General features: G+C 60.4%; 18 protein-coding genes. 15 read left to right on the top strand and 3 right to left on the bottom strand.

All coding sequences use genetic code 11. From position 1 onward, the window contains the following. Positions 1–16 precede the first annotated feature (16 nt). Genes FJ428_RS06535 through FJ428_RS06515 form a run of 5 tightly spaced genes read left to right on the top strand, consistent with a single transcriptional unit; the run spans position 17 to position 5,547 of the window. Entirely contained in the window at positions 17–1,141 is a 1,125-nt protein-coding gene (locus FJ428_RS06535) for an aminotransferase class I/II-fold pyridoxal phosphate-dependent enzyme (RefSeq protein ID WP_140521279.1), read from the top strand. Positions 1,142–1,152: 11 nt separating this feature from the next. Then, positions 1,153–2,139: an ornithine cyclodeaminase family protein gene (locus FJ428_RS06530; RefSeq protein ID WP_140521280.1), complete on the top strand. Its 987-nt coding sequence runs from the start codon at positions 1,153–1,155 to the stop codon at positions 2,137–2,139. A gap of 14 nt (positions 2,140–2,153) precedes the next feature. Continuing rightward, on the top strand, positions 2,154–3,143 hold the full coding sequence (locus tag FJ428_RS06525) for a pyridoxal-phosphate dependent enzyme (protein WP_140521281.1): 990 nt from the start codon (positions 2,154–2,156) through the stop codon (positions 3,141–3,143). An 11-nt stretch (positions 3,144–3,154) separates the two neighbouring features. Next, positions 3,155–4,414 (top strand): cysteine desulfurase-like protein, encoded by a 1,260-nt coding sequence (locus tag FJ428_RS06520; protein WP_140879099.1) that lies wholly within the window; start codon positions 3,155–3,157, stop codon positions 4,412–4,414. 26 nt (positions 4,415–4,440) lie between these two features. Then, entirely contained in the window at positions 4,441–5,547 is a 1,107-nt protein-coding gene (locus FJ428_RS06515; RefSeq protein ID WP_224519047.1) for an aminotransferase class I/II-fold pyridoxal phosphate-dependent enzyme, read from the top strand. 103 nt (positions 5,548–5,650) lie between these two features. Here the strand turns inward: FJ428_RS06515 and FJ428_RS30600 are convergent, their stop codons facing one another. Beyond that, the gene (locus FJ428_RS30600; RefSeq protein WP_224519046.1) at positions 5,651–5,875 is read right to left on the bottom strand and encodes a hypothetical protein; all 225 of its coding nucleotides are present in this window, start codon (positions 5,873–5,875) and stop codon (positions 5,651–5,653) included. A gap of 609 nt (positions 5,876–6,484) precedes the next feature. On the opposite strand from FJ428_RS30600, the gene FJ428_RS06505 reads away from it, so the two are divergent. From FJ428_RS06505 to FJ428_RS06465, 9 genes are read left to right on the top strand one after another with little or no spacing between them, the layout of a single operon-like run. Then, the gene (locus tag FJ428_RS06505) at positions 6,485–7,630 is read left to right on the top strand and encodes a glycosyltransferase family A protein (protein WP_181165248.1); all 1,146 of its coding nucleotides are present in this window, start codon (positions 6,485–6,487) and stop codon (positions 7,628–7,630) included. Beyond that, a complete protein-coding gene (locus tag FJ428_RS06500; RefSeq protein WP_140521285.1) occupies positions 7,627–8,643 on the top strand; it encodes a glycosyltransferase family 2 protein in 1,017 nt (338 codons plus the stop codon). Before FJ428_RS06505 ends, FJ428_RS06500 begins: the two co-directional genes overlap by 4 nt. Continuing rightward, complete coding sequence (locus FJ428_RS06495) at positions 8,640–9,632, top strand: glycosyltransferase (RefSeq protein WP_140879097.1); 993 nt, start codon at positions 8,640–8,642, stop codon at positions 9,630–9,632. The genes FJ428_RS06500 and FJ428_RS06495 overlap by 4 nt, the downstream gene beginning before the upstream one ends. Then, positions 9,616–10,719, top strand: a complete 1,104-nt coding sequence (locus tag FJ428_RS06490) for a Gfo/Idh/MocA family oxidoreductase (RefSeq protein WP_181167229.1) — start codon at positions 9,616–9,618, stop codon at positions 10,717–10,719. The genes FJ428_RS06495 and FJ428_RS06490 overlap by 17 nt, the downstream gene beginning before the upstream one ends. After that, a complete protein-coding gene (locus tag FJ428_RS06485; RefSeq protein WP_318012487.1) occupies positions 10,629–11,810 on the top strand; it encodes an NAD-dependent epimerase/dehydratase family protein in 1,182 nt (393 codons plus the stop codon). The genes FJ428_RS06490 and FJ428_RS06485 overlap by 91 nt, the downstream gene beginning before the upstream one ends. Then, on the top strand, positions 11,807–13,378 hold the full coding sequence (locus FJ428_RS06480) for a glycosyltransferase (RefSeq protein ID WP_140879096.1): 1,572 nt from the start codon (positions 11,807–11,809) through the stop codon (positions 13,376–13,378). Before FJ428_RS06485 ends, FJ428_RS06480 begins: the two co-directional genes overlap by 4 nt. Continuing rightward, entirely contained in the window at positions 13,375–14,364 is a 990-nt protein-coding gene (locus tag FJ428_RS06475; protein WP_181167227.1) for a polysaccharide deacetylase family protein, read from the top strand. The genes FJ428_RS06480 and FJ428_RS06475 overlap by 4 nt, the downstream gene beginning before the upstream one ends. After that, positions 14,357–15,235, top strand: a complete 879-nt coding sequence (locus FJ428_RS06470; protein ID WP_140879094.1) for a glycosyltransferase — start codon at positions 14,357–14,359, stop codon at positions 15,233–15,235. Before FJ428_RS06475 ends, FJ428_RS06470 begins: the two co-directional genes overlap by 8 nt. Continuing rightward, on the top strand, positions 15,232–16,170 hold the full coding sequence (locus tag FJ428_RS06465) for a glycosyltransferase (RefSeq protein WP_181165252.1): 939 nt from the start codon (positions 15,232–15,234) through the stop codon (positions 16,168–16,170). The genes FJ428_RS06470 and FJ428_RS06465 overlap by 4 nt, the downstream gene beginning before the upstream one ends. Before the next feature lie 9 nt (positions 16,171–16,179). Here FJ428_RS06465 and FJ428_RS06460 read toward each other — a convergent pair whose 3' ends face one another. After that, positions 16,180–17,409: an ABC transporter ATP-binding protein gene (locus tag FJ428_RS06460; RefSeq protein ID WP_140559934.1), complete on the bottom strand. Its 1,230-nt coding sequence runs from the start codon at positions 17,407–17,409 to the stop codon at positions 16,180–16,182. A gap of 3 nt (positions 17,410–17,412) precedes the next feature. Then, the gene (locus tag FJ428_RS06455; RefSeq protein WP_140559933.1) at positions 17,413–18,288 is read right to left on the bottom strand and encodes an ABC transporter permease; all 876 of its coding nucleotides are present in this window, start codon (positions 18,286–18,288) and stop codon (positions 17,413–17,415) included. Between the two features lie 563 nt (positions 18,289–18,851). Between FJ428_RS06455 and FJ428_RS06450 the strand changes: the two genes are divergently transcribed. Continuing rightward, on the top strand, positions 18,852–19,841 hold the full coding sequence (locus tag FJ428_RS06450) for an NAD-dependent epimerase/dehydratase family protein (protein ID WP_140558719.1): 990 nt from the start codon (positions 18,852–18,854) through the stop codon (positions 19,839–19,841). Positions 19,842–19,996 lie beyond the last annotated feature (155 nt).

Here is a 19,996-nt window from a genome sequence, read left to right as displayed (position 1 = left end):
GAGGAATCGTACACACATGCAGATCGAAGAATTCACCCTCGAACGCATCCAGTCGCTCTACGAGAACATCGTCGAGTACAACCTCTCCGATAGCGGGGTACACCCCTATTCGCTCAACGAACTGCTGAGCCCGGAGGAACGCGAAAAGGTGCTTGCCGCCGAACTCGGTTACGGCTGGACGAACGGTGCCGTCGTCCTTCGCGAGGCGATCGCGGCCACATACAAGAATCGTACGGTCGACGAGGTGATGGTCACCAACGGCTCGGCCGAAGCCAATTTTCTGATGGCGATGACGCTGCTGGAGCCGGGCGACGAGATCATCGTCGTCGTCCCCAACTACCTGCAGATCAGGGGATGGGCGAAGGCGCTCGGCGCGGTGGTACGTGATGTGCCGCTGCGCGAGGAACTGGGCTGGCTGCCCGATCCGGCCGACATCCGCGCGGCGATTTCGCCCCGCACCAAGGTCATCACGCTCTGCACGCCCAACAATCCGACCGGACGCGTGGTGCCGGCGGACCTGCTCGGGGAAATTGTGGCCATCGCACGCACCAACGGCATCTGGCTACATACGGACGAGGTCTACAAGGGAGCCGAATACGGTACCCTCGAGCCGCCGAGCAGCGTCGACCTTTATGAGAAAGCCATCGTCACCAGCGGCTTGTCGAAGGCGATGGCGATGCCGGGCCTGCGCATCGGCTGGCTGGTCGGCCCCGCTGCCGAGATCTATGCCTCCTGGCAGCGCAAGGACTATACCTCCATCACTACCGGCGCGGTCAGCGAACTGGTCGCGTCGATGGTGTTGCAGCCGGCGCGCCGCAAGGCGATCCTCGACCGCAGCCGGGACCTCCTGTCACGCAATGTCGACATGATGGTGCGCTGGGTCCGCGCCAACGAGGGGCTGGTCTCGCTGGCGCCGCCGCAGGCAGGCGGCATGGCATTCGTGCGCTATCACTTGCCGATAAATTCGACCGAGCTGGCGCATCGCGTCAAGGACGAGCAGGGCGTGCTTGTCGCGCCGGGCGACGTCTACGGCATGGACGGCTATTTCCGCGTCGGCATCGGCGCGCCGGCGCATGTCCTGGAAGGCGGGTTGGAACGTGTGCAGCTCTTCCTGCGCGGCCTTGCCCGCTCGGCGGCCTGAACGGAACGACCATGGCTAGGCCAGCCGCAAACATGCCGCTCATCCTCGACCGAGCGGAGATCCTGCGGCGGCTCGACCACGCCGCCGGTATTGCGGCCGTTCGCGAAAGCCTCGTCGCCTACAGCGCCGGGGCAGTCCAGCAGCCGCCCGTCGTCCACATGGGATTCGCGGCGGCGAACGGCGATTGCCATGTGAAATGCGCCCATGTATCGGGCGCGTCGATCTTCGTCGTCAAAGTCGCGACTGGGTTCTACGACAATCCGACCAAGGGCCTTCCAAGCGGCAACGGCATGATGGTGGCGCTGTCGGCCACGACAGGCGAACCGGTAGCGCTGCTGTTCGACCAAGGCATGCTGACCGACTGGCGCACTGGCTATGCCGGCGCGCTGGCGACCCGGCTGTGCTGGCCCAAGGGCGCGACGCGCCTCGGCATCGTCGGCACCGGAACCCAGGCACGCATGCAGTTACGCGCGCTGCGAGCGCTGGCTCACGGCGAGCCGCTTTCGGTCGCGGTATGGGGCCGCTCCCCAGCGGCGGCGGGACGCTTCGCCGCCGACGTGGCCGACCTTGGCCTCCAGGTATCGCCAGTCGGCTCGCTCGCCGGCCTTTGTTCCGATTCACAAGTGATTGTCACCACGACGCCCGCGACCGCGCCGCTGGTGCGCGCTGAATGGATCGCGCCCGGCACGCACATTACAGCCGTCGGAGCCGATGCGCCCGGCAAACAGGAATTGGAGAATACGTTGGTCGCGCGCGCCGACACGTTGCTCGCCGATTCGGCCCTGCAGAGCATCGACCATGGCGAGTTCGCTCATGCCATCGCGGCCGGCCTCGTCGAGCCAGAGCGGATCGGTGAGATCGGCGTATCGCTGCGGACTGGCTCATTGACGCGCAAGCCTGGCGACATCAGCATCGCCGACCTGACCGGCCTCGGCGCAGAGGACGCGGCAATCGCCAGCGCCATCCTCGCGAGCGCCGGCACAGCCGCAAACTCTTGACCCAGGACAGAACCATGTCGAACGAAGGTGACATCGCCGCCGCTGCCGCGCGTTCCGTGCGGGCGCATGCCCGCATCCGCGGTCATATCGCGAAGACGTCGCTGCTGGGCGCGTCCGCCGTCGGCGACGCGATCGGTAGCACCGTTTTGTTCAAATGCGAAAATTTCCAGTTCACCAACTCCTTCAAGGCGCGAGGCGCCTTCTCGAAGCTGACCGCGATGGACGATGCGACCGGGGGCCGGCCGTTCGTCACCGCCTCGTCCGGCAACCACGGCATAGCCTCCAGCTTCGCGGCGTCGCGCCTGTTCCGAAAATTGTCGGTCGTGCTTCCGCACAATGTCACGAAGGCCAAACTGGCGCGCATACGGTCCTTTGGCGTCGACGTGATCCTGCATGGCGACGAAAGCGGCCAGTCCGAGGCGCACGCGCGCCGCCTGGGCGAGGAGAAGGGACTCGTCTACGTATCTCCGTACAACGATCCCGATGTTGTTGCTGGCCAGGGCACGATCGGGCTCGAACTGCTGGAAGAGCATTCGCATATCGACAATGTCTTCATCGCCATGGGCGGCGGCGGGTTGATCGGCGGCATCGGCGCCGTGATGAAGGCCTTCAGTCCGCGCACGCGGATCATCGGCTGCGCGGCCGCCAACAGCATGGCGCTGGCAGCGTCGATGGAAGCGGGCAAGGTGATCGATGTCGAGCACTTGCCGACGTTGGCCGACGGCGTCGCCGGCGGCATGGATGAGGATTCAGTCACGCTCGGCCTCGCCCGGTCGGTCGTCGACGATGTGGTCATCTGTTCCGAAGCCGAGATCGCCGGCGCGCTCGCCCGTCTCGCGATCGAAGAGCATCTATTGGTCGAGGGTGCAGCCGGCCTAGCGCTGGCAGGGCTGATGAAGCACCCGGAACGGTACCGCGGCCAAGTCAATGCGATCGTGCTGTGCGGCGGGAATTTCGACTACGACGAACTGACGGCCGCGATCGCGGCGGTGCGACCGACCTGAAAGGGAATTCCATGACGACTGGACGATGGGACATCGAGGCGGTGCGCGGGGCCTTCCCGGCGCTGGCGATCACCGACGACGGCAAGCCACGTATCTATCTCGACGCGCCGGGCGGCTCGCAAGTACCGGCACGCGTGGTCGAGCGCATGAGCGAGGTGATGCTGCGAAGCTGCGCCAACGAGGGCGGTGCCTTCCACACCTCGCGTGATAGCGACCGCATCTTGGTGGGAGCGCATGCAGCGGCGGCCGCCTTGCTCGGCGCACAGCCGGACGAGATCGTCTTCGGCCTCAACAGCACCTCGCTGATCTTCCATTTTTCGCGCATGGTGGCACGCGACTGGAAACCGGGCGACGAGATCGTGCTTACCCGCATGGACCATGATGGCAATGTCGGCCCGTGGATCATCGCAGCCGAGGAACGTGGCGTCACCGTCCGCTGGCTCGAGTTCGATACTGAAACCTTCGAATATCGCTACGACATGCTGGACGAACTGATCGGCCCACGCACGCGTCTGATTGCCTGCAATCACGCGAGCAACATCTTCGGCACCGTCAACGACGTTGCCCGTATCGTGGCTGCTGGTAAAGCTGCCGGCGCCGTCACCATGGTCGATGCCGTGCAGTCGGCGCCGCATTTGGCCCTCGACGTGTCGGCGATCGGCTGCGACCTGCTCGCATGCTCTGCCTACAAGTTCTTCGGTCCGCACGCCGGGGTCATGTATATACGGCCGGAGCTGCGCGACCGGCTCACGCCGCTCAAGGTGCGGCCCGCCTCCTTCGACATGCCGTGGCGCCACACCCCCGGCACTCCCTCCTTCGAGGCGCAGGCCGGCACGCAGGCGGCGATCGAGCACATCGCTTGGCTCGGCGAGCAGTGCGCCGGCGTCGACGTTGCCGCGCCGCTGCGCCAGCGCATCGTGGCGGGATTGGAGGCGGCGACCGACTACGAAGCCGGACTGATGGACCGGTTCCTGGCGGGTGTTGCCGGCATTCCCGGTTTCAAGCTCTGCGGCATCGCCAGCCGCAACCGGCTGGACGCCCGTGTGCCCACCTTCAGCTTCCGGCTGGCCAAGAGGTCGCCGCAGGAGATCGCAGCCGCGCTGGCGGGCGAAAACATCTTCGGCTGGGCCGGCGATTTCTACGCTTATGAAGCCTCCGGCCTGCTCGGTCTGCGCGAGCAAGGCGGAGTCGCTCGGCTCGGCCTATCGCATTACACCACAGCAGACGAGGTCGACCAGGCCGTTTTGGCCGTCGCCCGGCTGGCAGCCTGACGGGGGAAAGCATGGACTACGCACGCATGGTGATCGAGAAGGAATCACCGGAGGAATACGGCTATGACCGCATTCGCTTCAACCTGTCGGAAAGCTCCGTACGAGACCGTAAGCTGTCCGATTTCCATCTCTCCGTCCCTGACCTGCTGCTGCCCTATGGTGAGCATCGCGGCGACCCTGAGCTTCGGGCGTTGGTAGCCGCGCAGGGCAAGGGCCTCGGTCCCAACGACGTTTTGGTGGCCGCCGGCGCGGCCGGCGCGCTGTTCATCATCGCCACCACGCTTCTATCGCGCGACGACCATCTTGTCGTGGTGCGGCCGAACTATGCCACTAATATCGAGACGCCGCGCGCCATCGGCTGCGGCATCACTTTTATCGACCTCAATTTCGACAATCGGTTCGGCCTCGACATCGATGCCGTCGCGAGCGCGCTGCGCCCGAACACCCGCTATGTCAGCATCACCTGCCCGCATAACCCGACCGGTACGATGATCGGCCGCCCTCAACTTGATGCGCTGATCGCCTTGGTCGAAAAGGCGGGATGCAGGCTACTGGTGGACGAAACCTACCGCGACCTGACCCATGGCGAGATGCTGCCCCCCGCCGCCTCGCTCAGCCCCGCCGCGATCAGTGTGGCTTCGCTGTCCAAGGCTTACGGCGCGCCGGGCATCCGCGTGGGCTGGATCATGACGCGCGACGTGCACTTGATGGAGCGCTTCCTGGCGGCGAAGGAGCAGATCGGCATCTGCGGCAGCGTCGTCGACGAGTGGATCGGCGCCCGCATCCTGGAAGGCCGCGACGCCTTCCTCGCCGCGCAGGCGCCAGTGCTGGCCGGACGCCTTGCCATCATGCGCGATTGGATTGAGAGCGACGAGCTGATCGAATGGGTCGAGCCCCAGGGCGGCGTGGTCTGCTTCCCCCGTTTCCGTCATGGTCCGGGATTCGATTTCGACGACTTTTACGCCGACCTGCTGGAAAGCTATGGCACCTATGTCGGTCCGGGCCACTGGTTCGAGATGCCGCGCAACCACATGCGTATCGGCTTCCTCTATCCTCTTGAGGACGAACTGCGGGGTGGCCTGGCGGCGATCTCAGCAGCGATTCGCAAGCATTCTTCCCGGCAAAGGTCGTGACATATACGGCGAGGTCCTGCCGCCGAAGGCAGATGTAGTCCCGCCTCTGGGACGTGGCACGCTTTTCAGAGCCCTTTGGAAACTCGATCCAAGGCTTGTCGGCCTACCAGCCGCTCCAAGGCTGCGATCCGCGCTCATACGTCTGCATCGTGTCAGCCGCCGCCACGTCTCGTCGAAGGAGCCGGCCTCGTAATTCAGGACCCAGATGCGGATCAGGTTTACGCGGCAGTTCGTGCCGCCTGGCGAGACCATGCAGCGTCTCGCCAGAGAGGAACTCCTGCACTACTTGACGTTTGAACTCGATGCTGTGCGTGCGATAAGTCACCATCGCTTCCATCCTTCGAAAGCCCGGCTTCCAAGTCAATTCTGCTGTTCAATTTGTCCGGTCCCAGGGGCGAACTCCAGATGGAACGCGAATTTCCGCAGCCTTGGGTGCGATTCAGTCAGCTCGTGACATTCGTGAACGCGCTCAGCAAAGAGACCGTTTATTCTCGGGGCATCCCGAAACGGTCGCGAATTGTCCTTAACGGGTACCGCTTTTGACGATCTATCTACTCGCCATCCAGGAGCATAGATTGCAGGAACGGCAGATACTCTCGGATCCGCCACTCTGCGTGTGCAGCTCTACGCACGGGCGAGATCATTTCGGGTCACTTAGGCAGGGGGCGGCGTGGCTATTGCGTGAGTTTTCGAACACCAAGTCCGCCAGGGGCGAAAGGAAAATACGCTATGGGCTGTCGCACAAGGAGAATGGATCGGCCACCTAAGAAGGCCGCGCGAGGGCCGTCCAGTGTGCGTGGCCCCAAATGTTAGTGAGCCGGACAGCGGCCGTTTAGCAGTACATGCAGGGCTCAGAGGCCGGGTGACAGTGAAGGGAAGTGGCCGCACCAAGGGGAGTTGTTCTACGAGCAACTCACAATGTCCTACTCACGCATTTGTGGCTGTCATTATCCCTGCCTACAACGCAGAACAATTTATCGAACGCACCTTGGCGTCGGTGATAAACCAGACCTACAGAAACATCGAAATAATAGTCGTTGATGACGGTTCGACTGATGAAACTGCATCAATCGTCCGCCGACTATCCAATGACGACCCGCGTATCAAGCTGCTCCAACAGAAGAACAGTGGCGTCGCGTCGGCGCGGAATACGGGGATACGTGCAAGCAAGGGTATCTATATAGCACCTATAGACGCCGACGATCTCTGGCACCCAACCAAACTCGAAAAGCAGCTGCGTGTTTTCGCTGCAGCAGGCAATGATGTTGGGCTTGTCTATACGCTTTACCGGACGATTGATGCCGATGATAAGGCGATCATTACGCCTAAGCGCATGCACCCGCACGGATGGGTATTCATGCAGCATCTCGGACAGAACTTTATCGGTCACGGAAGTTCGGCAATGTTCCGGCGCGATGTCTTACTCGAAATGGGTGGCTATTCCTCGCGACTGCGCGAAAACGGTGCGGAGGGTTGTGAGGACTTCTTCCTCCAATTGAGTATCGCCTCGAAATACCGATTCGATGTCGTCAAGGAGCACTTGGTCGGATACCGCCGAACGCCAGGAGCCATGTCGCAAGATTTCGTCCGAATGCTCATCTCGCGTCGGATGGTGCTCGAGAGCCTCTTTGCTCGCTGCAGCGAGATGGTGAGCCCGATCCTATCGGATGTGATGTTCCGTAACGATGTCGAGATCGCCAGGCTCGGGCTTAAAAGGCGCCGCTTTGCTGCCGTCGGCATGAACTTCGCCAGAGTGCTCTGGCGATCGCCCTCGCAGTTCGCGAAAGTCGTCGGTGCGACGCTTGCCATTTTCCGGCGCAAGGCGAAACAAGGAACCAAACTGGAACGCGAAGGCCGCAGCTCGGGGATCGGGAAACCGTTCTGGGACTACGCTGTCGATGAGCTTTTCGATCGCGGCGAGAATACCGATTACCGTGCCTTGCTCAACAATCTGGCTGCAATGGACAGCAAACTTGGACCCTGCGGAGGCTATTTGGCGCAGCATCCCGAACGAGGAACCTTTGCAATGCCCCAAGAGGGCAGCGGCTCAGACAGCCCGTTTCTCCTTAGAGGCTTGGAATGAAGAAGCTGCTGCTGTCGGAAGAGCAGATGTCGTCGGGCCGCAATTTGGCTCAGACGGCAGAATGCACTTTTGAGCGGACAGTGAATGAACCGACGGTCAGTGTGACCGTGCTCATTGTCACCTACAATCACGCTCGCTACGTAGCGGCAGCGATCGACAGCGTTCTCATGCAAGATACGGAATCCGGTGTCGAGATCCTGATCAGCGAAGATTTTTCGACGGACGGTACCCGGGAGATCGTGGAGCGGTATGTATCCGATTATCCCGAAAGACTATCGGCGATCTATTCTGGCAGCAATTTGAGATCCAACGAGGTCGTTGCGAGAGGACTCCGGGTTGCGCGCGGGCGCTATGTCTCGATCCTTGATGGCGACGACCTGTGGACATCCAAGACCAAGCTGCGAGATCAGGTGGCCCATCTTGACGCGCATCCTGAGCTCTCGGCCATATTTTACAATGCGCTCGTGGCGCACGGCGACGAGATCACGTCGCGGCGGTGGACGCCACGGGATCAGAAGCCCTTAATCACACAAAGGGAAATTTGGGAAGGCAATCCCTTCGCCACTTGCGGCGGTATGATGCGAACCGCGTGCGTTCGGGATGTACCGTCTTGGTATGCAGATTTCTTTCCGATTACTGATTGGCCGCTGTATGTGCATTGCGCAAAGACAGCAGACCTCGCCTTTGTCGACGAGGTGGCGGGTATCTATCGTCTGCACCCGGGTGGGCTTGTATCGGCGCTGCCAAGCCCGCTCAGGCTTGATGCGATCGAGGGATTCTACCGGCGAATGGCGAATGTCATGGATGCCCGTGGGGCACAGTTTGCCCGTGGCGGCTGTTCCCGCTACTTTTACGAATGGTCGAAGCAGTATCTGAACGGAGGTGACTTGCCGTCGGCCAGATCGTGCTTCCTACGATTGCTGCGAAGCGGCACTGGCGGAAACAACGTGCCGAAACGCGATATCGCGCGGTTGGCACTGCTCCTGCTGAAATCCTCGGTGCTCGGGAGATGACGGCTTTCCGCAACTTCGAGAATCGCGATCCGGTCCCGTCATTGCCACAGGCGGCTGTTCGTCCGAAGTGGTCGGTGATGATCCCCGTCTATAATAGCGCCCGCTTTCTTGCCTCAACGCTGCAAAGCGTGCTCGCGCAAGCCCCTGACCCGGCTCATATGCAGATCGAAGTGGTTGACGATTGTTCGTCCGACGATCCGGAAAAAGTCGTGAACGAAATCGGGGGAAGGCGTGTCGGCTTTTTCCGCCAGCCGCAAAACCTCGGCCACATCGGCAACTTCCATACCTGTCTGAGCCGAGCCCAGGGGGAACTTGTCCATCTCCTGCACGGCGACGATGCCGTCCGACCAGAATTTTACGAATTGCTCGGTCGGGGTTTCGATGCGGATCCGAGAGTAGGAGCGGCGTTCTGCCGGACGGTCTTCATGGACGCCCACGGACAGCAGTTGTCGATCGAACCTGCAATGCAGTCAATCTCCGGAAGGCTTGAGAATGCGGTGGTCCGATTGGCGCTCGAACAGCGCATCATGACGCCGTCCATCGCGGTCCGACGCGCGGTCTACGAAGAACTCGGCGGCTTCGACCGGCGGCTGAAATGCAGCGAAGACTGGGAGATGTGGATACGCATCGCTTCTCGTTTTCCTGTCTGGTACGAACCGCAAGCCCTTGCGCTTTATCGGATGCACCCGCAATCGAACACAGGGCGCCATATCCGGAATGCCGCGGACATGGCCTACACGCGAATGGCGATTGATATTTTCAAGAGCTATCTTCCAAGCGAACTCGCGGACGATGTCGCCGCATCGGCTCGGCGGACTTATTCGCAAAGCGCTCTCGAAACCGGACGGCGACTGCTTGGCTCTGGTGATTGGGCTGGATGCCTCGCGCAAATGAGTGAAGCCTTCCACCTCGATCCGTCGCTCAAGACAATTGGACGTATGCTGCGGCTCGTTGCGAAGCAGGGAGGCGAGATTGTCCGCCCAAATTGAAACTGTGCAACGGCAGCCGGCACGGCTGCGGCAAGGTGAGCCTGTCCGTCTCGTTTTGGCCGGATGTGGCGCCGTCACGAAGCTCTACTATGCGGAAGCGCTGTCGCGCCTTCAAGGCAGAGGCCAGATCGCAGTCGCAGCCATCTTTGATCCCGAAGCGAAATCCGCCGCGGTCGTACAGGCGCGGCTGCCCGGAGCGAAGGTTGCAGCCAGTTTCGACGGCCTTCTGGCTGTGGGCGCCGATGTGGCGATCATCGCTTCCCCGCCTCGATACCATCTTGATCAGTCGATGCAGGCGTTGCGGGCCGGCATGCATGTTCTATGCGAGAAGCCGATGGCCACGAGCAGCTCCGACGCGGACCTTATCCTCGCGGTAGCGGCAGCCAACAATCTGCATGTGGCAACAGGCCTCGTCAGAAGGCAGTTCCCTGCCACCCGATCGATAAAGGCCATGGTCGAGGGCGGATTGATCGGAAAAATTCAAGGTGTCTGTTGTTTTGAGGGTGGCCCTTTCCAGTGGCCTGTCGCTTCGACGAGCTATTTCAGCCGCGCGGAATCCGGCGGTGGCGTGCTTCAGGACATAGGCACGCATTGCCTTGACCTCCTGACCTGGTGGTTCGGAGAGCCCCATGAAATCCACTACGCCGATGACGCAATGGGCGGCGTCGAGGCGAACTGCCTTGTCCGGTTAGGTTTTGGCGGCTTCGAGGCAACGGTCCGGCTGAGCCGTGATTGGGCTCGTCCCAACCTTTACCGTCTTGAGGGCGAACGTGGCTCGATTTCTTGGGCAGTCAATGAGACTGAGCTTGTAGAGATCGCCTTGAAAGGATGCCGCACGGCAGCCACCGCCTCCTTCACCGACACCGACGACCGGTCGCGCGATTTCGTCGACGCGTTCTGCGATCAGATTTCGGACTTGGTCGACACGGTCCGAAATGGAACCCTCCTTTCCGGGTCAGCCACAGCGGGGCGCAACGTGCTCAAGCGAATCGAGGAATGCTATGCCAGACGGAAACGGCTGGACATGCCTTGGCTCGGAGCAGAAGACTTTCGCCACGTCATTGCTTCCGCCGAGACCAGACAATGACCGGCACTGTTGCCGTGCTTGGCGCCAACGGCTTCATAGGTTGCCGGACAGTGGAGTTGCTGCATCTTTCCGGCTGGGCTGAGGTGAGGCCGATCGTTCGCAGGCCAAGTGCTTTCGCCAGCCTGTCCCGCTTTGCGATCGATGGAAGGGTGGCGGACGCGCATGACGTTCCGGCTCTTACTGCGGCCCTTCTTGGCTGTCAGTCCGTTGTTCATGCAGTTGCCGGTGATAGTCGCACGATCGTCGATGCCGTCGAGCCTGTCTATCGTGCCGCCGCCGCTGCGGGCGTCGTTCGCCTGGTCTACCTCAGCAGCGCATCCGTTCATGGCCAATCGCCGCCGCCCGGAACGGACGAAACGAGCGCGCTGCACGACGGCCAGACGGTCGAGTACAACAATGCCAAGGTTCGTGCTGAACGTCGTCTCGGGGAATTGTCACGGGACGGTGCAGTCCAGGTGGTGGTGCTGCGGCCCGGAATTGTCTTTGGCCCGCGCTCCAGCTGGACGGGGGGCTTCGCCAACGATCTCCTCGACGGCTCTGCCTATCTGGTGGATGGCGGCCATGGCATCTGCAACAGCGCTTATGTCGACAATGTCGTTCATGCGATCAAGCTTGCCATCGAAGTGCCCGAGGCGGCTGGGCGAACCTATCTGGTCGGGGACCGCGAAAGGATAAGTTGGGCAGATCTTTGCCGCCCGATCGCCGAGGCATTGGGCTTCGACCTGGCTGCGATTTCGGTTTCCGCGCCATTGTCATTCGCGCCGAACTGGACACAATGGCTGAGAGATGGCGACCTTTACCGGCGGCTTGTCCGAAGCCTCCCGAGACCCGTTCGTAGCGGACTAAAGGTAGGCTATGCCGAGTGGCGGAAATCAGGGCTCGATCAGAGGCCACCTATGGCTCCAAAGATCAAGGTATCTGAAGAACGTGCGCTGTTGCACCGGTGTCGGGTGAAACTCCCGTCGGCCAAGGCCGAGCGCGAGCTCGGATACCAGCCGGTGGTCGGCTTCGAGGAGGCATGTCGGCGCTCAGTCGCATGGCTAACCTTTGCCGGCTACCCGACTGCGCAGAGCCAAGTGGGCGAAAGATGACCGCCAGACCCGCCCCAGCCTGTGTCTCGGTTGTCATTACGACCTATAACCATGCTCGATTTCTCGCGGAAGCGATCGACAGTGTCCGGAACCAGAGCGTGCGGCCCGATGAGATCATCGTTGTGGACGATGGTTCGTTCGACAATCCCGAAAATGTTGTTCGCCGGTATGTCGACGTCCACTACATCCGCCAAGAAAACCAGGGTTTAGCCGCTGCCCGCAATACGGGAATGAAGGCAGCACGTGGCGAATTCATCGCGTTCCTGGATGCCGATGACAGGCTGCGCCCGACGGCGCTCGCTACCAATCTTGCTTTGTTCCATGACAGTCCGGATTGCGCCTTGGTCTATGGAGCCTATTGCTACATCGATGAGGCCGGCGCAGTCAGGAATTCAGTTCCGCTGAGGCCGGTGGGAGAGGACCCGTATGCCGGATTCTTGACCGGCAACCTGATTGGAATGCATGCGACAGTGCTCTATCGGCGTAGCACATTGGATGCCGCTGGCGGATTTGACCGATCCCTGCGGGCTTGCGAGGACTACGACGTCTACCTTCGCCTGTCTCGGGCAAACAAGGCCGCATGCACCCCGGAGTGTCTCGCAGATTACCGCAGGCACGCAACGAATATGTCCAACAGCAATCCGATGATGTTGCGCGCGGCGCTCAAAGTCCTTGGCCGGCAGAGGAATCTTGCGCGGACCAATCCAGACTGGACGGCCGCCTACCATCAGGGCGTCGAAAATTGGAAACGCTATTATGCGCACATGCAACTGGGACAGCTTAGTACAGCGGTTCGATCCCGTTCTTCGCTCGGCGGTCAGCTCCTGAACACCATTGCCGTTTCGCTCGCAGCGCCATTGCAGACCACCATGATGCTGCGGCAGCGTTTCAAGGGCTGGTCAAGTCGGCGCCGATCGGGCGTCCGGTTCGGTGACCTCAGCCGCCCGCTGCCCTTCAGTACAAATTTCGGTTTTGATCGCGGCAAGCCAGTGGACCGCCGCTATGTCGAGACTTTCCTCGCATCATGTTCGCTGAACATATCCGGCAGGGTTCTGGAGATCGGGGACAACGCCTATACGACCCGCTTCGGAGGCAGTCGAGTTGCCAGGAGCGACGTTCTAAACCGATATGAAGGCCACCCGCTGACGACCTTCGTTGGCGATCTGGCCAACGGCGACGACCTGCCGCTCGAGACATTTGACTGCATCGTGCTCACCCAGACCCTGCACCTCCTTTTCAACATGCCTGTCGCGGTTGCAACCCTATGGCGGATGCTGAAACCGGGAGGCGTGCTTCTGGTCACGGTCCCTTGGGTAAGCCCGATTGACCGAGGAGAATGGGGCGAGAGCTGGTTCTGGTCGATAACCCCGGCGGCGCTGGGCCGGCTTCTCTCAGACAGGTTCGGGGTGGAGAATGTCGAAGTCCGCCACTATGGAAACGCCTATTCGGCTACCGGGTTTCTCTATGGCTTGGCGGAGCATGAGCTGAATTCGGCAATGCTCGATGTGCATGACCCATGTTGCCCGGTGATTGTCGCCGCGCGCGCTTTCAGGCGACGAGCGGCGTGACAGTGCGTGAAGCTCTTAGCAAGCTCCTGCGACGGGGCCGATTGCTTGCCGGTTACAACCGGCCGCTCGTGCTGATGTATCATCGCGTCGGAGAACCACGCGTCGATCCTTGGGAACTCTCGGTCTCGCCACAAAATTTCGCACGCCAAATCGAAATCCTGACAAAGGCGCGCGATATTGTTCCCCTGCAATGGCTGGCACAACGGCTTCGGGACGGAAAGCCAGCGAGAAATGCCGCGGCAGTTACCTTTGACGACGGTTATGCGGATGTCGTGCAAAATGCCGTGCCGGTCATGCTACGCATGAACGCTCCTGTGACCGTCTTCGTCACTACCCACGCGCTCAGCGACCCCTCAGTGTTCTGGTGGGATATTCTGTCGCGCATCACTTTGGAAACGCCTGCTCTCCCGGAGAGGCTCGCGATCCAGATCGCAGGCCGAAACTATGATTGGCTCGTGACGGAGGACGCCACGCGCGCGAAATCGAATCTCGTCATCAGCCGCACGGCGCTCCATTTCGGCTTGCACGCACTGCTGAAGCCGTTGAGAGTTCACGAACGGAGGAGGGCGCTGCAGCAGCTGGCAAGATGGGCAGGAACCGACGCCAGCCCCCGAAGGCGTGACCGCGCCATGACTCATTCGGAGCTGCGGCATCTCGCCGACACCGATGGCGTTTCGATCGGTGCCCACACCTGCACGCATCCATCCCTGCCGTTGCTGAAACGGGACAGTCTTGAACGCGAGATCTCTGCTAGCCGCCAACAATGCGAAGAGATTACAGGGCGGAGGGTGGCGGGATTCGCATACCCCTTCGGAGACTTCGACGACAGCACCGCCGAAGCGGTAAGATCTGCTGGCATGGACTATGCAGTAACCACCCTGCCGCGTGAAGCTGGGCTCAGGGTCGACCCTTTCCGACTGCCGCGGGTCACGGTCGCTGATTGGGGTGAGATAGAGTTCCGGCGCTCGGTCCTTTGCCATGGCTGACCATGCATGCCGAGAACCGCGCGTCACGGGAATCATCGTCGTGTTCAACGGCGAGAAATATCTCCGAGAAGCTATTGACAGCGTTGTAGGTCAAAGCTTCACCGACTGGGAACTCCTCGTCGTCGACGATGGCTCGACGGACCGGTCATCTGTCATCGTGCGCGACTATGCGCAGCGCTTGCCAGGCAAGGTGCGACTACTCTCCCATCCCGACAAGGGCAATCATGGTATTAGCGCGTCGCGCAACCGCGGGCTGGCCGAGGCGCGGGGCGCCTATGTCGCGTTTCTCGATGCAGACGATACATGGCTGCCCGAAAAGCTGTCCGAACAAGTCTCCATCATGGAAAACGATCCGACGCTCGGTCTAATCTACGGCCGGACGTTGATCTGGCATAGCTGGGCAAAGCTTGCTGGTCGTGCGGACTACTATTACCCGCTCGGAGTCGAACCGAACGCCCGATACGATCCGCCCGTGCTGCTGGAACTGCTGCTGCAGAACCAAGCCCAGACGCCGACAACTTGCAACGCCCTGATGCGTTCAAGTTTGTTGGCAACGCTCGGGGGATTCGAGAACAGCTTCCGCCTGATGTTCGAAGACCAGACCTTCTTTGCGAAGGCGCTCGCATTCGCGCCCGTCTACGTGTCCGGCCAGACCTGGGCGAGATACCGCCAGCACGTCGAAAGCTGCTCTGCCGCTTCTGCCAGGGCAGGCGCTGACGAAGCCGCGCGTATCACGTTTCTCAGATGGCTGAATGGGGTGATGGCGGATCAGGGCGCCTCCTTCCGCATTCGTTCCGCAATCTGGAAAGTGCTCGCGCGCGAAACCTGGAAGACGAGCAAGCGAAGCATCGTAAGACGGCTGCAGCGATGACTTCCGTGCCGCGGGTGACGATCATAACCCCCTTCCTCAATGCGGCGTCAAATCTGGGTGAAGCGATCGCCAGCGTCCGGGCCCAGACGATTGCAGATTGGGAGCTCTTGCTGGTTGACGACAATTCGACGGACGACAGTATCAGGATCGCCAATGATGCCGCGGCAATCGATCCTCGAATTAAGGTGCTGCGCAGGCCTCCCGGATCCAAGCGTGGCGCCGCGGCAGCGAGAAACGCCGGAATAGCGGCCAGCTGCGGCGATTTGCTTGCCTTCCTGGATGCAGATGATTTGTACGAGCCGCATATGCTGCAGACGGTCCTGGCGGCAGCCGATGCCAACCCGGATGCCGCAATGATTTTCGGGCCGACCAAATGGTGGTACCCGGATGGAGCGCGCTCCGACTGGGTCGAGCCGACGGATGGACTTGCCGCACGCTTACATCAGCCTCCCCGGCTTTTGGGTCGGCTGCTGCTGATGCAGGACGGCCACGTGCCGTGCACCTGTTCCGTGCTCTTGCGGAGAAGCGCGATTAGCACGGTTGGTGGCTTTGAGGAGCACTTTGAGCTCTATGAAGACCAGGCTCTGTGGGCGAAGCTATTCCTGCGATTCCCAGCCTTTATCACTCCTGTAACTCTCGCACGTTACCGGCAGCATTCCTGTTCGGCCTCGGCGATTGCCACTCAGCGAGGGCTCTACGATCGGATGGGGAAACACCCCGCCCGCGCCGCTTTTCTGGACTGGATCGCGGAGCATATGATGGAAAGTGGAACGCGGGATTTCCGCCTCCAATTGGCGCTGCGGCTGGCACGCGCGCCCTATGTCACGCCTGCAACGATCGGAAGCAAAGCCGAACGGCTTGCCCTGAAGATCATGATGTGGACAGCAAAGCAGCGGCGCAGGGTTTGGCGACAGCTTGCGCACGTGGCCAGGTGAAAACAGGCGTCACTTCCTGACCACCCATCGATGCGGGAAGCTGACATTGCCAAAGCCAGGCTGGGCGCTGACCGGTCGATCGTCGAGCAAACCGGGCATGACATCGAACACAGCGGCCGTCTCGACATGGTCTTCGACCACCCTGTCGTCCGCCACCAGCGCTACGTCAATCCTGTAGCGCCCTGGTCTCAGCATAAGGCTGTCCACATGTACCGTGTAGACTTCGCCGTGACGGTCATGCAGGGAATGCTCCCGGCTATCAAAGGAGGTCACAGGATCCCCCAGATCATCAATGATAGTCACAAGGCACTGCAATGTTTCGCGCGGCCCATCAACCTGAAGCCGAAAAGTTGCCGGCTGCCCGGACGCGACGGGACCCATTTCATTGAAAACTTCGATGCCGACCACACGGAGGCGGCCGCGCCCGGTGCGCGTGGATCGCACACTCAGATCGGTTCCTGCGCGGGCCTCAAGCGTCTGGAGATAATCCCGGACCACGTCCTGAGTCGGACCGTCCGCCTGGATCGTCCCGCCGTCGATAAGGATTGCGCGGGTGCAAAGTCGCTGCAGAACCGGCATCTGGTGACTGACGATCAGCACGGTGCGGCCTGTCCCGGCGATGCTCGCTGCCTTGGCGATGCATTTCTTCTGGAACGTGGCATCGCCGACGGCCAAGACCTCATCGACCACCAGAATGTCGGGATTGACGTGGGCGGCAATCGCGAAGGCCAGACGCAAGTACATGCCGCTTGAGTATCGTTTGACAGGCGTATCGAGAAACGGCTCGACCCCGGAGAAATCCACGATCTCGTCAAGCTTGGAATTGATCTCGATGCGCCGCATGCCGAGTATGGCCCCGTTGAGATAAATGTTCTCACGGCCGGTCAGTTCGGCATGGAACCCCGTGCCGACCTCCAGCAAAGCTCCCAGCCGTCCATGTATCGTCGCGCGGCCGGAAGTCGGCTCCACGATCTTCGCCAGTATCTTGAGAATGGTGCTCTTTCCTGCACCGTTGGGACCGATCACGGCAAGGACTTCGCCTGCGTGCACCTCGAAGGAGACGTTTTTCAACGCCCAGAACGGCTCGTCCGCACCTTTGCGGTGGCTTGTATCGGCCTCCCCGCGAAGACCCCGCCTTTTGCTGGCGAGCGCGTCTCGCAGCGTGGGGAAGCTGTTGTTCGCCACACCAAGTCTATACGCCTTGGAGAGATTGGCAGCCTGGATCACGATGTCGGTCATCACTCAGATCAGGTCCGGAAACGCGCGTTCGGATTTTGAGAAGATAGTCAGTCCGGCAACGAGAAGGGCTAGCGAGGAGAGCGTTGATATCGAGATCATGAGCCAGTCCGCAGGCGTGCCCAGCACGCTCCAGCGGATGGCCTCGACTGTCCCAACCATTGGGTTCAGACTATAAAGCGGCCGCCACAATTGAGGGACGAGATTGGCTGGATAGACGATCGGGGTCATGAACAGAAGTATCTGAAGGCTGAACGGCAACAGATAGCCCACATCGCGAAAGCGAACGTTGATCGCCGACAATGCCACGCCCACTCCAGTCGCTGACGCAGCCATTACGAGCACGAACAGCGGCAAGAAGACTGCTTGTGGTGCCGGCCAGTTTCCGAATGCCAGCATGGCGGCGAACAAAAGAGCGAAGCCGACGAGCATATCGGTCAGGCATGAGGCCATCGTGGAGATGGGAATGATCAGACGCGGGAAATAGACGCGTTTCACCAGTTCCTGGTTTCTGACGAGGCTGCCCGTCATGCTGGCGACGGCTCGCGAAAAAAAACTCCATGGCACAAGCCCACACAGAACAAATAGCGGGTATGGCGCGCCGTTGGACGAAATGCCTGCGAGCTTGCCGAAGAAGATGCTGAAGACCGACATAGCAACGAGCGGCTGCAGCATTGCCCAAAGGATGCCCAGATAAGTCTGCCGGTATTTGACCTTGAAATCACGCCAGGCCAGGAAGAACACAACTTCCCGATATCGCCAAAGCTCGGAAGGTTCGAACAGTCCTCGCTTGCGGGACGGATCGATGATTGTCACGACAGCTGATTGCGCGCCTGTCCGATCTGACACGATGATGGCGTCCGCCTCCCTTGACAGCCCCATTGAGGCCTACATTTCCGCGCAGTGCAATCAGCACTTTTGATGGTGCCTGCCGTTCCACGAACCTCACCATTCGAGAGCGCAAGCAGCCGCCCTTAATGCTCGACCAGATCCTCCGGGGGCGCGAGATCGCGCCACATATCCCCGTTGTTCGATAAGAAGGAGGGCATTTCTCGCACACGGACTTTACGTTCGATCCGGATGCGAACGAACACCTGCCCGGGCCGTCTGAGTTTCTACCGCTACTCTCCCACCTGTGCTGGGTTTGTCGAGGATACATTTCCCATTGAACTTGTGGTGATGTTATGCCCATCGAAGATAGTCAGGCTACAGAAATCTGTCGTTTTTACAGTGTAGTGTATGCACTGCACCGCTGGTGACAGGGTCCTTAAGATGTGCCATTGTCCAATGGGGTGGTACTATTTGCGCGGATTAGGGTTGTTCGGGCGATGCGCGTTGCGCGAACCATCATTGCGTGGAGGGAGTGACATCTCATTGGAAATTCAGACGGCTTGACGAGTCAGCGTTCATAGCTCCTGAGCAAGCTGCAAAGCTTTGGGTCGGAAATGAAAAGTGTTCTTGTCGCGGGAGCAGCCGGGTTCATCGGATCCCACCTGGTTGATCGACTGTTGTTAAGGCAAGAAATCAATCGAATTGTTGCTGTTGACAATTTCTGGACTGGTACGCGTGCCAATCTGGATCATATCGCCGACCCTCGCTTGGTCGTGATAGATGTGGCTGTTGAAGATTTTCAGCAGGGGAGCCTTTTTGACGAGATCTATCATCTCGCCTCGCCTGCTTCGCCTCCCTGGTATATGCAAGATCCGGTACGAACCATCTCGGCCAACGTAATAGGAACTATGCGGCTTCTGACCCTTCTTCGCGCCGGGGGCCGCTTCTGTTTCACGTCCACGTCTGAGGTTTACGGCGATCCGCTGGTAACGCCGCAACCGGAAACTTATAGGGGCTCCGTTGATTGCACCGGGCCGCGTTCATCGTATGACGAAGGTAAGCGTTGCGCCGAGGCCCTGCTTTTTGAGAGTAACCGATTGAGCGGGCTCGACATTCGAGTTGCAAGATTGTTCAACGTCTACGGACCTAGGACACGACCTGACGATGGACGTGCAGTATCAAATTTCATCACGAATGCGCTGTTCGGCAAACCTATAATCGTTTTTGGCGACGGCTTGCAGTCGCGGAGTTGGGGATACGTCAGCGATATCGTGGACGGCCTAGAACAATTCTTCTGGGGGAAGGAGCATGGTTATATTGGTCCCCTGAACATCGGAAACGATCGTGAGATTTCCGTTGTCGATGTTGCCCGTTACGTCGCTGGCTTGGTGCCAGGCACCAAAATCGTGCATGTTGATCCGATTCCCCAAGATCCGACGAACCGCTGTCCGGACTTAACCCTAGCGCGGAGGATCATCCCCGGCTGGGCCTGTCAAATACCTCTTGAAGAGGGTGTGCGCCTCACCCTGGACTGGTTTCGCCGCCAGCAACAGAACGACTTGTCCAGTGTCTCCTCGGACTCGATGGTTGCCGCATCGGTGTGAGTGGGATCCGCCCCGATAAAATGTGACCGAAAAAGGGGAGAAATGTGCTCGCCGCAATCCGGATTCTTCGACCAACGTCGCGGTATGCTCAACCGGCCAGTTCGATGCTGTGAACGCGCGCTTCCGCGCATCGTTCAGGGCCACCGAAGGCGACA

Origin of the sequence: Mesorhizobium sp. B2-8-1 (genome assembly GCF_006440955.1) — a bacterium.
GTDB lineage: Bacteria > Pseudomonadota > Alphaproteobacteria > Rhizobiales > Rhizobiaceae > Mesorhizobium.
The sequence above is the reverse complement of the archived record's forward strand: the minus strand, read 5'-3'. Positions and strand labels throughout refer to the sequence as shown.